The following is a 12,793-nucleotide window of genomic DNA, read 5'->3' as shown; positions in this document are numbered from 1 at the left end:
TATCCCTTCTGCTTATGATGGGTGCCTAAGATAATTAGCTAATCTAATGCTGCACCCTGTGCCTCACAAGGATTACCCGCCGTTATAGGTGGGCGTGTTGCTACCCAATCAAGCTGCCTGATTGGCTATTCAAGCTTAGTTTTTAGCCATAAAACAATGGTCGGGAGCCAGTGTTAACGTCGCGTAGCGACGGCCCGTAGGGTGGCCGCCATGGATGGCGGCCATAAAAAAACCGGAGTCGAGGACTCCGGTTTGTTTTGTCGCGCAGTAGCCTTGCCGCTTAAACCGGGAACAGCTCGCCCAGTTTCATGGCCAGCATCATGTCGCCTTCGGCGCGCAGCTTGCCGGACATGAACGCCTGCATACCGTCGGTTTCGCCGCTGGTGATGCCTTTCAGGGTGTCGGTGTCCATGATCAGGGTCACGTTGGCGTTGGCGTTGTCGCCTTTCTCAACGGCGCAGGTGCCGTCCTTGACGATCAGCGCGTAGTTCTCGCCGTCTTCGATGTTGAATTGGAACACCAGATCCAGGCCTGCAGCGGCACCGGCGTTGAATTTGGACTGCATGGTATTGACGATGTCTGCAACGCTCATGGTTTCTTCCTTTTTCTCAGGTTTTTCTAGCGCCCTAGATGGGTGCAGTGGGCCGCAGCTCAGCGATAGGTGATGAGCTCCGGCGCCTTCAACAGCTGTAAATGCACATGGCTGTTGAAGGAAGCCAGGCTCACTTGGCTGCCGCGAAACTTCAGGCAGCTTAGTGAGGTGTTAACAATTTGCCAGTTCAGCTCGAAAGCCTGCGCAGGCGCGATACCGGTAATCAGGTGCAACAGGGCGGTAATAGTGCCGCCGGAGGTGAATACGGCAATCTTCTGTTTGCTCTCGGCCTGCTCTAAAAGGCGGGTGAGGCCACCCTGAACCTGCTCGACGAAGCCTTGCCAGCTTTGCAGGTCCGGCGTGTCGTATTCGCCGGAAATCCAGCAGCCAATCAGCTTGGCAAACAGGCGCTGAAATTCGGCACGATTGCTCGCGCCATTGCGCAGGATATGCAGGGCTTCGGGTTCTTCAGCAAGCATGCCCGGCAGCAAACTGCGGATCACCGCGTCGGCATCGAACTCATTAAAGGCAGGGTCAATCTCTAGCGGCGGTACGCCAATACCGGCCTCGCACAGTTGCTGCAATGCGCTGTTGGCCGTGTGCTGCTGGCGGCGCAGGTCACCGCTGACGCTGCGATCGATGCGCGTGCCGAGTTGCGCGAGGTGCGCGCCCAGCACTTCGGCCTGGCGAATTCCAATGGGCGATAGCACATCGTAATCGTCTGCACCGAAGGAGGCTTGGCCATGTCGAATCAGGTAGATGCTGCCCACGTCCGCTCGATTCCGCTGCGGTGAAAGTTTCGCGAGGGTATGAGGAAGCTCAGAAGCTGTCAACGTAAAAACATACGCTTGTTTGAATTGCATGAGTGCGCTGAATGTCTAGGCCTTGCTTGCTGGCCGCCAACCCGGTGCCTCGGTATGCTTGGGCACTATTGCGCGCGGTCGATGAGCGCGCGTAGTCATTGGGACAAGGGGGAATACGTGGAGTTTTTTGCAGAGTACATCGGCTTTCTGGCCAAGACAGTGACCCTGGTAGTGGCCATTCTGGTGGTGCTGGTGACGATTGCCGCACTGCGCAGCAAGGGCCGGCAGAGCACTGGCCAACTGCAGGTGAACAAGCTCAATGACTTTTTCAAGCAGTTGCATCAGCGCGTGGAGCACGCGGTGCTCGATAAGGAGCAACTGAAAGCGGCGAGCAAAGCCGAAGCCAAGGCCGCCAAGCAGGAGAAGAAGGCCGGTATCCACAAGCCGCGCGTCTACGTGCTGGACTTCGATGGTGATATCAAAGCCTCGGCCACTGACAGCCTGCGCCACGAAATCACTGCTCTACTGACTATGGCAACGCCGCAGGATGAAGTGGTGCTGCGTCTAGAAAGCGGCGGCGGCATGGTACACAGCTATGGTTTGGCCTCTTCGCAACTGGCGCGCATTCGTCAGGCGGGCGTGCCGCTGACCATCTGCATCGATAAGGTCGCGGCCAGCGGCGGCTATATGATGGCCTGCATCGGCGAGAAGATTATCTCGGCGCCGTTCGCCATCCTCGGCTCGATTGGTGTGGTGGCCCAGCTGCCTAACGTGCACCGATTGCTGAAAAAACATGATATTGATTTCGAGGTACTTACCGCCGGTGAGTACAAGCGCACCCTGACCGTGTTCGGCGAGAACACCGAGAAGGGCCGGGAGAAGTTCCAGGAAGACCTGGAAACCACCCATGAGTTGTTCAAGGGCTTTGTTGCCCGCTACCGGCCGCAGCTGGACATTGACCAGATTGCCACCGGTGAAGTCTGGCTGGGCCTGGCGGCATTGGAGAAGCAGCTGGTCGATGAGCTGAAGACCAGCGACGAGTACCTGACAGAGCGAGCGAAGAGCGCCGAGCTGTTTCATTTGCACTATGCCGAGAAGAAAACCCTGCAGGAGCGCGTTGGGCTGGCGGGCAGCGTGGCGCTGGATCGCTTCGTCCTGAACTGGCTGAGTCGTTTAAATCAGCAGCGCTTCTGGTAACCGTTTTAAGGGAGTCGATATGAACACGTTCAGTGCATTGCAGGCCCGTGAGCGCGCAGCGGGCGGTTTCGAACAGGTGATTGTGCAACGCGAGATTGATGACTTGCCGGCCGGCGAGCTGCTGATTCGGGTCAAGTATTCCTCGCTCAACTACAAGGATGCGCTGTCGGCCAGTGGCAACCGCGGCGTGACCAAGAGCTTTCCGCATACCCCGGGCATCGACGCCGCCGGTGTGGTGGAAGTGTCCAGCGTGGCCGAATTCAGCGTGGGCGATGAGGTGATCGTCACCGGCTATGACCTGGGCATGAACACCTCGGGCGGCTTCGCTCAGTACATCCGGATTCCCGCCAGCTGGGCGCTGAAGCGGCCCCAGGGCTTGTCGCTGCGCGAGGCCATGGTACTTGGCACCGCCGGGCTGACTGCCGCGCTGTGTGTCGACAAGCTGGAGCAAAGCGGACTGACGGCGGATGCTGGCAGCGTGCTGGTGACCGGTGCCACCGGTGGTGTTGGCAGTGTCGCGGTGGCTTTGCTGGCTACCCTCGGTTACCGCGTTGCGGCATCGACCGGCAAGGCGGAGCAGGCTGATTACCTCAAGGTGCTGGGCGCGCAGCAGATTGTGCTGCGTTCCGAACTGCTGGAGGGTACCGACAAGCCAATGCTCAAAGAACAGTGGGCCGGCGCGGTGGATTGTGTGGGCGGGGATATCCTGTTCAACGTGGTCAAGTCGCTGCGCTACGGTGCCAGCGCCGCCTGCTGTGGCCTGACGGCTGGCGTCGGTTTCCAGGGCAGCGTGCTGCCGTTTATCTTGCGTGGGGTGAACCTGCTTGGGGTCGACTCGGTCGAGCTGCCACTGGTGGTCAAGGCCTCGATGTGGGACAGACTCTCGTTGCAGTGGAAAGTCAGCTTGGATGCGCTGGTCAGCGAAGTGACGCTTGAGCAATTGCCTGCGGCGATAGCCGAGGTGCTCGCGGGCAAGCAGGTTGGGCGCGTGCTGGTCAATCTGGGGTAAGTTGCGAGATACAAAAAAGGCCACCCCAAAGGGTGGCCTTTTGCGTTGCAGGCAAGATCAGGCGCGGCGACGGAACAACGGTAGCGGCTGGTCCGTGGAGGCCTGATAGACCTCACTGAACTCCTCGAAGGCTTTCAGGGCGTCCAGCGGGTCTTTGTCCTCACGCAGGGCGAAGGCATCGAAGCCCACGCGCCGGTAGGAGAACAGCTGATCGCGTAGCACATCGCCGATGGCGCGCACTTCGCCCTTGTAGCCATAGCGGTTGCGCAGCAGGTAGGCGGTGGAGCAGTGGCGGCCATCGGTGAAGGCCGGGAAGTTCAGCGCGATGACCTGAAAGTTATCCAGCTGATCGGCGATTTCCTCGATTTCTTCACCGGCGTCCAACCACACACCCAGGCCGCCATCGCGGGCCTTGAGCGCGGTGCTGTGCTCGACCCACAGGCCCAGCGGCACGATCAGGTCGTCACAGTTGGGAATGCCGTCCAGCGTGGCGTCCTTGGGCAGCAGGTGCCAGCTTTCGTCGATCAGCTGGCCGTTCTTAATGATTCGCTGCATATACGCGCTCCTTGAACGGGTCGACGCCGATACGGCGGAAGGTGTCGAGGAAACTCTCTTCTTCGGTGCGGCGTTCGACATAGACCTTGACGATCTTGTCGATCACGTCAGCCATGTCCGCTTCGGCGAAGGAGGGGCCGAGGATCTGCGCCAGGCTGGCGTCACGGCCGGCGCTGCCGCCGAGGGACACCTGATAGAACTCCTGACCTTTCTTGTCCACGCCGAGGATGCCGATATGGCCAACATGGTGGTGACCGCAGGCGTTCATGCAACCGGAGATGTTCAGGTCGATATTGCCGATGTCGAACAGGTAATCCAGGTCGTCGAAACGGCGCTGGATGGCTTCGGCGATCGGGATCGACTTGGCGTTGGCCAGCGAGCAGAAGTCGCCGCCGGGGCAGCAGATGATATCGGTGAGCAGGCCGACGTTCGGCGTAGCGAAACCATTCTCACGCAGCTCGCCCCACAGGGTGAACAGCTGCGCCTGCTCGACATCCGCCAGAATGATGTTCTGGTTGTGGCTGTTGCGCACTTCGCCAAAGCTGTAGCGGTCGGCCAGATCAGCGATCACATCGAGCTGCTTGTCGGTGACATCGCCTGGCGCCACGCCGGTAGGCTTGAGCGACAGGGTGACAGCGACATAGCCCGGCTTCTTGTGGGCGAAGGTGTTGCGCTGACGCCAGCGGGCAAAGCCTGGGTGTTCGGCGTCCAGGGCAGCCAGGGCGGCATCCTGGTCGTCGAGGGCTTTGTAGCTGGGGTCGATAAAGTGCGCTGCAACGCGGGCCACTTCGGCTTCGGTCAGGGTGGTGGGGCCGTCTTTCAGGTGGGCCCATTCGGCGTTCACCCGCTCGGCGAACACTTCAGGGGTCAACGCCTTGACCAGAATCTTGATGCGCGCCTTGTACTTGTTATCGCGACGGCCATAGCGGTTGTACACACGCAGGATGGCGTCGAGGTAACTGATCAGGTGCTGCCATGGCAGGAATTCGTTGATAAAGCTGCCAACAATTGGAGTACGGCCCAGGCCGCCACCGACGGAAACACGGAAGCCCAGCTCACCAGCGTCGTTCTGTACCGCTTCCAGGCCAATATCGTGCACTTCAATCGCTGCACGGTCACTCACGGCACCGTTGACCGCAATTTTGAATTTGCGCGGCAGGTGGGTGAACTCGGGGTGGAAGGTCGACCACTGACGGATGATTTCGCACCACGGACGCGGGTCGATGATTTCATCCTTAGCCACACCGGCGAACTGGTCGGTGGTGGTGTTGCGGATGCAGTTACCGCTGGTCTGGATGGCGTGCATCTGCACGGTGGCCAGCTCGGCGAGAATATCGGGCACATCTTCCAGCTCCGGCCAGTTGAACTGGACGTTCTGGCGGGTGCTGATGTGCGCGTAACCCTTGTCGTAGTCACGGGCAATCTTGGCCATCATGCGCACTTGGGCAGACGACATCAGACCGTACGGCACGGCAACGCGCAGCATCGGCGCATAGCGCTGGATATACAGGCCATTCTGCAGGCGCAGCGGGCGGAATTCTTCGCCGCTCAGTTCGCCAGCCAGGTAACGGCGGGTTTGATCGCGGTACTGCTTGACGCGGTCTTCGACGATTTTTTGGTCGTACTGGTCGTATACGTACATGGGGTGTCCTGTTATCAGGCTTTTAGAACTTATCTACGATCTGCTGCGCGTCGGCCCTGCTGTGTTAAAAGCAGGCTCTGGCTCGCTATATCGTAAACCGGTTCTCACAGCTAATCAGCGCGCACGGCCGCGCACTCCTTGCGGAGCCGGAGGAAGATACCAGCTCAGGGTTATGCGCAAAAGTGATGTTTGAGTATATGGAAAGAACTTAAAGGGATAAGACAGCCGCTGAACATAGCCCACGGCTTGAGTAAGCGGGCATGCTGGTCTTAACTGCACACGACGATTCACCCATAAACACAACAAGAGGGGTAGTCCATGAGCCAACACAGTGAGCCAGATAACGCTGACAGCGCGGTCGATGCCAAGGCTATTTTCGCCTTGATTGTAATCTTCGTCGTCACCGCGGTGTTCTGGGTCAGCCAGCAATAAGACCCAGTTGGTGGATAGAGCACAAGGCGGGCATCCGTAAACGGGGCCCGCTTTTTTATTGCACCGCAGGAAGGCGAAGGTGGCTTCAGTGGCAACTGAGGCTGTCGGCTTGGCGATAGAGCATGAGTAATTTGCGGGTAATCGTCTGCTGGATATCATCGCGCTCAAAGGTCGACAGGCGAGTCAGACGGCTGACCTGTAGCCGGTGCAAGTGGATGTAGGGCAGCTGCTGATCGAACTCGCGCAAGTCGCCTTTCATCATAATCGGCAGGAAAATATCGCCGGCCTTTTTCTGGTTGCTGATGATCTGGGCCAACGCCGGTTTGAACGGCATGGTTTTCGGCGCTGGGCCACCTTCTTTAATCATGGTGGTCAGCAGCAAGCCTGGCTTATTCAGCACCACACCGGGAAGCACGCACAGCCCCGTCTTGCGCACGGCATGCGACTCGATGCCATGCAGGGTGTCATGGAAGGCATAGGGGTTGGGCAGTACCACCATCTTGCGGCCCAGGTCACTGGGGAAGTGCAGGTCGTAGTTGGTATACAGCTGGCGTGTCGACTCCGAGTACACGCACAAGCGGTTCTCGAACAGTTTCACAAAGCGCTCCGCCAGCTCGCGTCGGGCGATGCTGTCCAGATCCCAGACCAGATCCTGATTCTGCGGTTTGTTGAGGTCGACTTCCTGATGTTCCATGTCGCTCATTTAGCACTCATCCCCTGAACTGACCGGCAGTCGATCTAGCTACTGTGTGAGCTAGTTATATTTTGACGATTTATCAGGCCGTGTCCCAATTAAGTGTTGCATGCAAGCGGTAGGTCGGCGCCTCTCACAACGAGGTCCAACAGGCGTCGGCATAAATCGTTGGTTTTCACCGCTGTGCGCCTCCAACCAACCTAGGGTTGATCGACTCGTAACACACAATAGGGGCAGAGCCATTTATTAGTACAGCAGCGCCGCATCCAGAAAACAGTATGGACGCGGTGGCTGCAAGAATCATCAATAAGAACGACTGTTGTCTAGCCTCATGGTTCGCGTCACTGTGCCCCCCTGACTCTTCGCTAGCGCGTGTTAAAGATGAAATTGTCCTACTTGCTGCTCTAAATTTTTTGCCAAGTGATTCAGGGAGTGAGCTGTCAATGAGGTTTCTTCGACGGCTTGGCTGTTCTGTTGCGACATCAGCGCAATGCGCTCGACGTTGCGTGCAACATCCTGGCTGGCTTCTGTTTGCTCGCGCAGGGCGATACTGATCTGGTCCACCACGCTGATCACCCTGGCCGAGCCTTGGCGAATCTGTACGATGGCCTCACCGGCCTGATTAGCCTGCTCGACGCCATTTTTGACTAAATTCACGCCGACTTCCATATTCTCCACGGCATGCCGCGTACCGTGTTGAATCTTCTGCACCATATCGGCAATTTCCTGGGTGGAGTTGCTGGTGCGTTGCGCCAGCAGGCGCACCTCGTCGGCGACCACGGCAAAACCGCGGCCCTGCTCACCGGCGCGTGCCGCTTCGATGGCGGCGTTGAGGGCGAGCAGGTTAGTCTGGTCGGCAATTGCCTTGATCACATTGACGATCGAAGTAATTTGATCTGAATGCTGGCCCAGCTCGGCGATTTGTAAGGCCGATTGCTGCACCGTATTGGCAATCTTCTGCATGCTTTCTAGGGTGTTTTGGATCACTTTGCCACCGTCTTGCGACTGCTGCCCCGAGGCAGTGGAAATGGCATGCGCTTCGCCAGCGTTTTCCGCCACGTGGTTGATGCTCACGGTCAGCTCTTCCACGGTGGCTGCCATCGAGGCGGCCGCATGCGATTGGTCGCGGGTGGACGCAGACAGTTGCTCGGATGAACTGGAGATGTGCTGCGAAGCCTGCACCAGTTGCTCAGCACCTTGCTTGATCTGGGTGATCATGCTGCGCAGGCGCTCTTGCATGGCGGAAAACGCGGCCAGCAGGGTTGCGATTTCATCGCCGCCATGGCTGTCGATTCTTGAGTCCAGGCGTCCGTCGGCAATCGCGCGGGCGACCTCGACGGCTTGGCGCAGGCGGGTCACGATGCTGGAGGAGAGGGTCAGGGCAATGATCACGGCGAGCACACCGACCAGCACACCACCGCCGATAAGGATGCCCAGGGCCATGCTTGAGGCGCCGCGCATTTCTTCGCTGCGGCTATCGAGAAGCTGTTCTTCCGCGCTGCGTAACTCGGCAATTTGCCCACGCATGGCATCCATCTTGGCCTTGTCGCGTCCTTCGCTGATGCGTTCGACAATGCTATCCATCTGCGCTTGGCCGCTGACGATTGCACGGCGAAGGTCAACACTGGCCTGAATGTCTTCGACAAACCATTGTTGTTTGAAACGCTGGATCTCATCCAGCCGCCGTTGTTGTGCTGGGTTGTCTGCTGTCAGGCGTTTGAGCGTGTTATAGCTCAGGCTGAAGGTGCGTTCGCCTTCTTGCAGGGGCGCCAGGAAGGTGTCCTTGCCGCTGATGGCATAACCGCGCATACCGGTTTCGATGTTGATCAGGCTGCTGAGTAGGGCATCCGCTTCACTGATCACGGTGTAGGTGTGAATGTTGCTCGCCACTGCGCTGTTGACTTGGTTGAATCCGCGCCAGGTGCTCAACACCAGCAGCAGGATGATGGCCAGTAGCACTGCGAAGCCCGCATACAGTTTTTGGGAAATACTCAGATTGGACAGCATGAAGTAAGCACTCCTACGACTTGTTATCTGGTCAGTCCGCATTTTAAGTGCGTACAACGAAGGACCAGCGCGGCGTTATAGCCAGTTTCTCTGATAGCATTTCGGCACCTGCGCGGTAAACCTGAGGGGGTTGCCAGCTTTTCTGTGTCATCGGAACCTCGGGGTAAGACGGGAGTCCGAGACTCGCCATGCTTGCAGGCTAATTACTCATTAATATATTTCGTGCAGTGGACGCTGCGGGCTAGGAGATTGGATGGATTTTTGGGCGGCCTTTCAGGCACTGATACTGGGCATTGTTGAAGGGATTACCGAGTTTCTACCGATATCCAGCACCGGTCACCAGATCATCGTCGCCGACTTGATCGGTTTTGGCGGCGAGCGGGCGATGGCCTTCAATATCATCATCCAACTGGGGGCAATTCTCGCGGTGGTGTGGGAGTACCGGCGCAAGATTCTCGACATTGTTGTGGGCCTGCCGAAAGAGCCGCAGGCGCAACGCTTTACCGCCAATCTGCTGATCGCCTTTCTGCCGGCCGTGGCGCTGGGTGTGCTGTTTGCCGATCTTATCCACCATTACCTGTTCAACCCGATCACCGTGGCGCTGGCGCTGGTGGTGGGCGGGGTGATCATGCTCTGGGCCGAGCGGCGCACGCACCTGGTCCATGCCGAGAGCGTGGATGACATGACCTGGAAGGATGCCCTGAAAATCGGTTGCGCCCAGTGCCTGGCGATGATTCCGGGGACTTCACGTTCCGGCGCGACGATTATCGGCGGTCTGCTGTTTGGCTTGTCGCGCAAGGCGGCGACCGAGTTTTCCTTCTTTCTCGCCATGCCGACCATGGTCGGTGCCGCGGTGTACTCCGGCTACAAGTACCGCGAGCTGTTCCAAGTCAGTGATCTGCCGGTGTTTGCCATCGGTTTTGTCACCTCGTTTATCTTCGCCATGATTGCGGTGCGGGCGCTGCTCAGCTTTATCGGCAAGCACAGCTATGCGGCGTTTGCCTGGTACCGCATCGGTTTCGGCTTGCTGATTCTGGCAACCTGGCAGTTGCAGTGGATTGACTGGAGCACGGCGCAGGGCTGATTGCTTAAGCTGTATTCGGCAGATGGATTAAAGGCGCACCCCAGGGTGCGCCTTTGTCATAGTGGCGCTGGCTAAAGGAGGCGCACATGCACCCGCTCGAACATCAGTTGCTCTCGGTCAACGGTATCCAACTCAGTCTTTACCGTGCAGGTCCCGCGACGGGGCGGCCGATCTGGCTGCTGCACGGTTTTCCCGAGTGCTGGCATTCCTGGCGCCAGCAGATCGCACCGCTGACGGCTGCCGGTTACCGCGTGCTGATCCCGGAAATGCGCGGCTATGGCCAGAGCAGCGCGCCGCGTGATCCTGCAGCCTATGACCTGCTGACGATTTGCGCCGATATCCAGGCGGCCATGGACGCTCTTGGTCAGCATGAGGCCTGCATGGTCGGCCACGACTGGGGCGCGCCGATTGCCTGGCACCTGGCCTTGCTTGAGCCCGAGCGGGTGAAGGCAGTGGTGGGCATGGCCGTGCCGTTTGGCGGGCGGCCCAGGCAGCCGGCCATCGAGATCATGCGCCAGCTGTATGCCGGGCGCTTTCATTACATCCTGCATTTCCAAGAGCCTGGCGTGGCCGAGGCGCAGATGGATGCCGACATCCCGCGCACCCTGCGCATGATGATGCACAACACCTCGGCGGCCGTACCCAGGGATCACTTTCTACAGGAAAAACCCGCGGGTGCCGGATTGTTCGATGGTATGCAAGACCCTGGCACGCTGCCGGCCTGGTGTGACAGTGCAGCCTTCGATCATTACCTGAAAACCTTCGAGGGCCGCGGCTTTTACGGCGCGCTGAACTGGTATCGCAACTTCGAGCGTAACTGGCAGCGCACCGAGGCCCTGGCTGATCGACAGATTGCACAGCCCGCGCTGTTTCTGCTCGGTGATAAGGACCCGGTCGGTACGCTGGAGGCTTACACCCTTAAACAGATGCCCAAGCGCATCGCCCGGCTTGAACAGCATGTGCTGCAGGACTGCGGGCACTGGATTCAGAACGAGCAGGCCGAGCAGGTTAATCAGCTGCTGCTTCATTTCTTAGGGCTGCACTATCCCCTCCAACAGCCACTCTGACGGCGCTGCTGGGCAACTAACGGCCGGTTTATTGATTCGGCACACAGCAAAACGCCCCGTCCGAGGTTGCTCGAACGGGGCGTTTTTTATGCGGTGGGGTTTACACGATCACGCCCTGGCTGCGCAGGTAGTCGTCGTAGGTACCGCTAAAGTCGGTGATACCGTTAGGCGATAGCTCGATGATGCGCGTGGCCAGGGAGCCGACGAACTCACGGTCGTGGCTGACGAAGATCAGCGTGCCGGGGTAGTTCTCCAGCGCCAGGTTGAGCGACTCGATGGACTCCATGTCCAGGTGGTTGGTCGGTTCGTCCATCACCAGTACGTTGGGTTTTTGCACGATCAGCTTGCCGAACAGCATGCGGCCTTGCTCACCACCGGAGATGACTTTCACCGACTTGAGAATCTCGTCGTTACTGAACAGCATGCGGCCGAGGGTGCCGCGCACCATCTGCTCGCCCTGGGTCCACTGGCTCATCCAGTCGAACAGGGTCACGTCGTCTTCGAAGTCGTGGGCGTGGTCCTGGGCGTAGTAGCCGAGCTCCGCGCTGTCGGTCCATTTAACGCTGCCGGCGTCCGGGCTCAGCTCGCCGACCAGGGTGCGCAGCAGGGTGGTTTTGCCGATACCGTTGGGGCCGATGATCGCCACGCGCTCGCCGGCTTCAACCTGGAAGCTGAAGTTCTTGAACAGGGTCTTGCCGTCGAAGCCCTTGGCCATTTTCTCGACCATCACGGCCTGGCGGTGCAGCTTCTTGTTCTGCTCGAAGCGGATAAACGGGCTGACGCGGCTGGATGGCTTGACCTCGGCCAGCTGGATCTTGTCGATCTGCTTGGCGCGGCTGGTGGCCTGATTAGCTTTCGAGGCGTTAGCCGAGAAGCGACTGACGAAGCTCTGCAGCTCGGAAATCTGCGCCTTCTTCTTGGCGTTATCCGACAGCAACTGCTCGCGCGACTGGGTCGCAGCGGTCATATACTCGTCGTAATTGCCCGGGAACAGGCGCAGCTCGCCGTAATCCAGGTCGGCCATATGGGTGCAGACCGAGTTGAGGAAGTGACGGTCGTGGGAAATGATGATCATGGTGCTGTTACGCACGGTCAGAATCGCTTCCAGCCAGCGGATGGTGTTGATATCCAGGTGGTTGGTCGGTTCGTCCAGCAGCAGCACGTCCGGATCGGAGAACAGTGCCTGGGCCAGCAGTACGCGCAGCTTCCAGCCAGGCGCTACTTCGCTCATCGGGCCGAAATGCTGCTCCAGCGGGATGCCCAGGCCGAGCAGCAACTCGCCGGCACGGGATTCGGCGGTGTAGCCGTCCATCTCGGCGAACTCACCTTCCAGCTCGCCAACCTTCATGCCGTCTTCTTCGCTCATCTCTGCCAGCGAGTAGATGCGATCACGCTCGGCCTTGACCTTCCACAGCTCTTCGTGCCCCATGATCACGGTGTCGATCACGCTGAATTCTTCGTAGGCGAACTGATCCTGGCGCAGCTTACCCAGGCGCACGTTCGGCTCCAGCATCACCTGACCACCGCTGGGCTCCAGGTCGCCGCCAAGAATCTTCATAAAGGTCGACTTACCGCAGCCGTTGGCCCCGATCAGACCGTAACGGTTGCCGTTGTTGAACTTCACGGAAACGTTCTCGAACAGGGGCTTAGCCCCGAATTGCATGGTGATGTTGGCGGTGGAGATCACGAATCTTGGTCCAGATAAGCGGGC

At 58.9% G+C, this 12,793-nt stretch carries 10 protein-coding genes and 2 pseudogenes; 4 read left to right on the top strand and 8 right to left on the bottom strand.

Annotated features, from left to right (window positions below; all coding sequences use genetic code 11):
* Positions 1-280: 280 nt before the first annotated feature.
* Positions 281-592, bottom strand: coding sequence for an SCP2 sterol-binding domain-containing protein (locus WA145_RS10420; RefSeq protein WP_304869276.1), 312 nt, complete (start codon positions 590-592; stop codon positions 281-283).
* Between the two features lie 59 nt (positions 593-651).
* Positions 652-1,362, bottom strand: a complete 711-nt coding sequence (locus tag WA145_RS10415) for a histidine phosphatase family protein (protein ID WP_422581512.1) — start codon at positions 1,360-1,362, stop codon at positions 652-654.
* Positions 1,363-1,572: 210 nt separating this feature from the next.
* On the opposite strand from WA145_RS10415, the gene sohB reads away from it, so the two are divergent.
* Both sohB and WA145_RS10405 read left to right on the top strand, forming a co-directional pair.
* Positions 1,573-2,592 carry a protease SohB gene (gene sohB / locus WA145_RS10410; protein ID WP_422581510.1) on the top strand — a complete coding sequence of 340 codons (1,020 nt, stop codon included), beginning with the start codon at positions 1,573-1,575 and terminating at the stop codon, positions 2,590-2,592.
* A 19-nt stretch (positions 2,593-2,611) separates the two neighbouring features.
* Positions 2,612-3,601 (top strand): YhdH/YhfP family quinone oxidoreductase, encoded by a 990-nt coding sequence (locus WA145_RS10405; RefSeq protein ID WP_422581509.1) that lies wholly within the window; start codon positions 2,612-2,614, stop codon positions 3,599-3,601.
* A 57-nt stretch (positions 3,602-3,658) separates the two neighbouring features.
* On the opposite strand, the gene WA145_RS10400 is transcribed toward WA145_RS10405, so the two are convergent.
* The 5 genes and pseudogenes from WA145_RS10400 to WA145_RS10380 form a co-directional block, all read right to left on the bottom strand.
* The gene (locus WA145_RS10400; protein ID WP_422581508.1) at positions 3,659-4,156 is read right to left on the bottom strand and encodes a DUF934 domain-containing protein; all 498 of its coding nucleotides are present in this window, start codon (positions 4,154-4,156) and stop codon (positions 3,659-3,661) included.
* Positions 4,140-5,798: a nitrite/sulfite reductase gene (locus tag WA145_RS10395; protein ID WP_422581507.1), complete on the bottom strand. Its 1,659-nt coding sequence runs from the start codon at positions 5,796-5,798 to the stop codon at positions 4,140-4,142. The genes WA145_RS10400 and WA145_RS10395 overlap by 17 nt, the downstream gene beginning before the upstream one ends.
* Before the next feature lie 517 nt (positions 5,799-6,315).
* The gene (locus WA145_RS10390; protein ID WP_422581506.1) at positions 6,316-6,933 is read right to left on the bottom strand and encodes a hypothetical protein; all 618 of its coding nucleotides are present in this window, start codon (positions 6,931-6,933) and stop codon (positions 6,316-6,318) included.
* Positions 6,934-7,299: 366 nt separating this feature from the next.
* A pseudogene (locus tag WA145_RS10385) lies at positions 7,300-7,887 on the bottom strand (methyl-accepting chemotaxis protein); the annotation flags it as partial.
* A gap of 270 nt (positions 7,888-8,157) precedes the next feature.
* A pseudogene (locus tag WA145_RS10380) lies at positions 8,158-8,931 on the bottom strand (CHASE3 domain-containing protein); the annotation flags it as partial.
* A gap of 253 nt (positions 8,932-9,184) precedes the next feature.
* On the opposite strand from WA145_RS10380, the gene WA145_RS10375 reads away from it, so the two are divergent.
* Positions 9,185-10,015, top strand: coding sequence for an undecaprenyl-diphosphate phosphatase (locus tag WA145_RS10375; RefSeq protein ID WP_422581505.1), 831 nt, complete (start codon positions 9,185-9,187; stop codon positions 10,013-10,015).
* 86 nt (positions 10,016-10,101) lie between these two features.
* Positions 10,102-11,082 (top strand): alpha/beta fold hydrolase, encoded by a 981-nt coding sequence (locus WA145_RS10370; protein WP_422581504.1) that lies wholly within the window; start codon positions 10,102-10,104, stop codon positions 11,080-11,082.
* Between the two features lie 100 nt (positions 11,083-11,182).
* On the opposite strand, the gene WA145_RS10365 is transcribed toward WA145_RS10370, so the two are convergent.
* Positions 11,183-12,769: an ABC-F family ATPase gene (locus WA145_RS10365; RefSeq protein WP_422581503.1), complete on the bottom strand. Its 1,587-nt coding sequence runs from the start codon at positions 12,767-12,769 to the stop codon at positions 11,183-11,185.
* Positions 12,770-12,793 lie beyond the last annotated feature (24 nt).

The organism is Pseudomonas sp., assembly GCF_049301935.1.
Lineage (GTDB): Bacteria > Pseudomonadota > Gammaproteobacteria > Pseudomonadales > Pseudomonadaceae > Aquipseudomonas.
The sequence above is the reverse complement of the archived record's forward strand: the minus strand, read 5'-3'. Positions and strand labels throughout refer to the sequence as shown.

Bases quoted from the DNA above. Each gene is read 5' to 3' on its own strand.
- WA145_RS10420 (WP_304869276.1), bottom strand. From the start codon at position 592: ATGAGCGTTGCAGACATCGTCAATACCATGCAGTCCAAATTCAACGCC.
- WA145_RS10405 (WP_422581509.1), top strand. From the start codon at position 2,612: ATGAACACGTTCAGTGCATTGCAGGCCCGTGAGCGCGCAGCGGGCGGT.
- WA145_RS10400 (WP_422581508.1), bottom strand. From the start codon at position 4,156: ATGCAGCGAATCATTAAGAACGGCCAGCTGATCGACGAAAGCTGGCAC.
- WA145_RS10395 (WP_422581507.1), bottom strand. From the start codon at position 5,798: ATGTACGTATACGACCAGTACGACCAAAAAATCGTCGAAGACCGCGTC.
- WA145_RS10390 (WP_422581506.1), bottom strand. From the start codon at position 6,933: ATGAGCGACATGGAACATCAGGAAGTCGACCTCAACAAACCGCAGAAT.
- WA145_RS10375 (WP_422581505.1), top strand. From the start codon at position 9,185: ATGGATTTTTGGGCGGCCTTTCAGGCACTGATACTGGGCATTGTTGAA.
- WA145_RS10370 (WP_422581504.1), top strand. From the start codon at position 10,102: ATGCACCCGCTCGAACATCAGTTGCTCTCGGTCAACGGTATCCAACTC.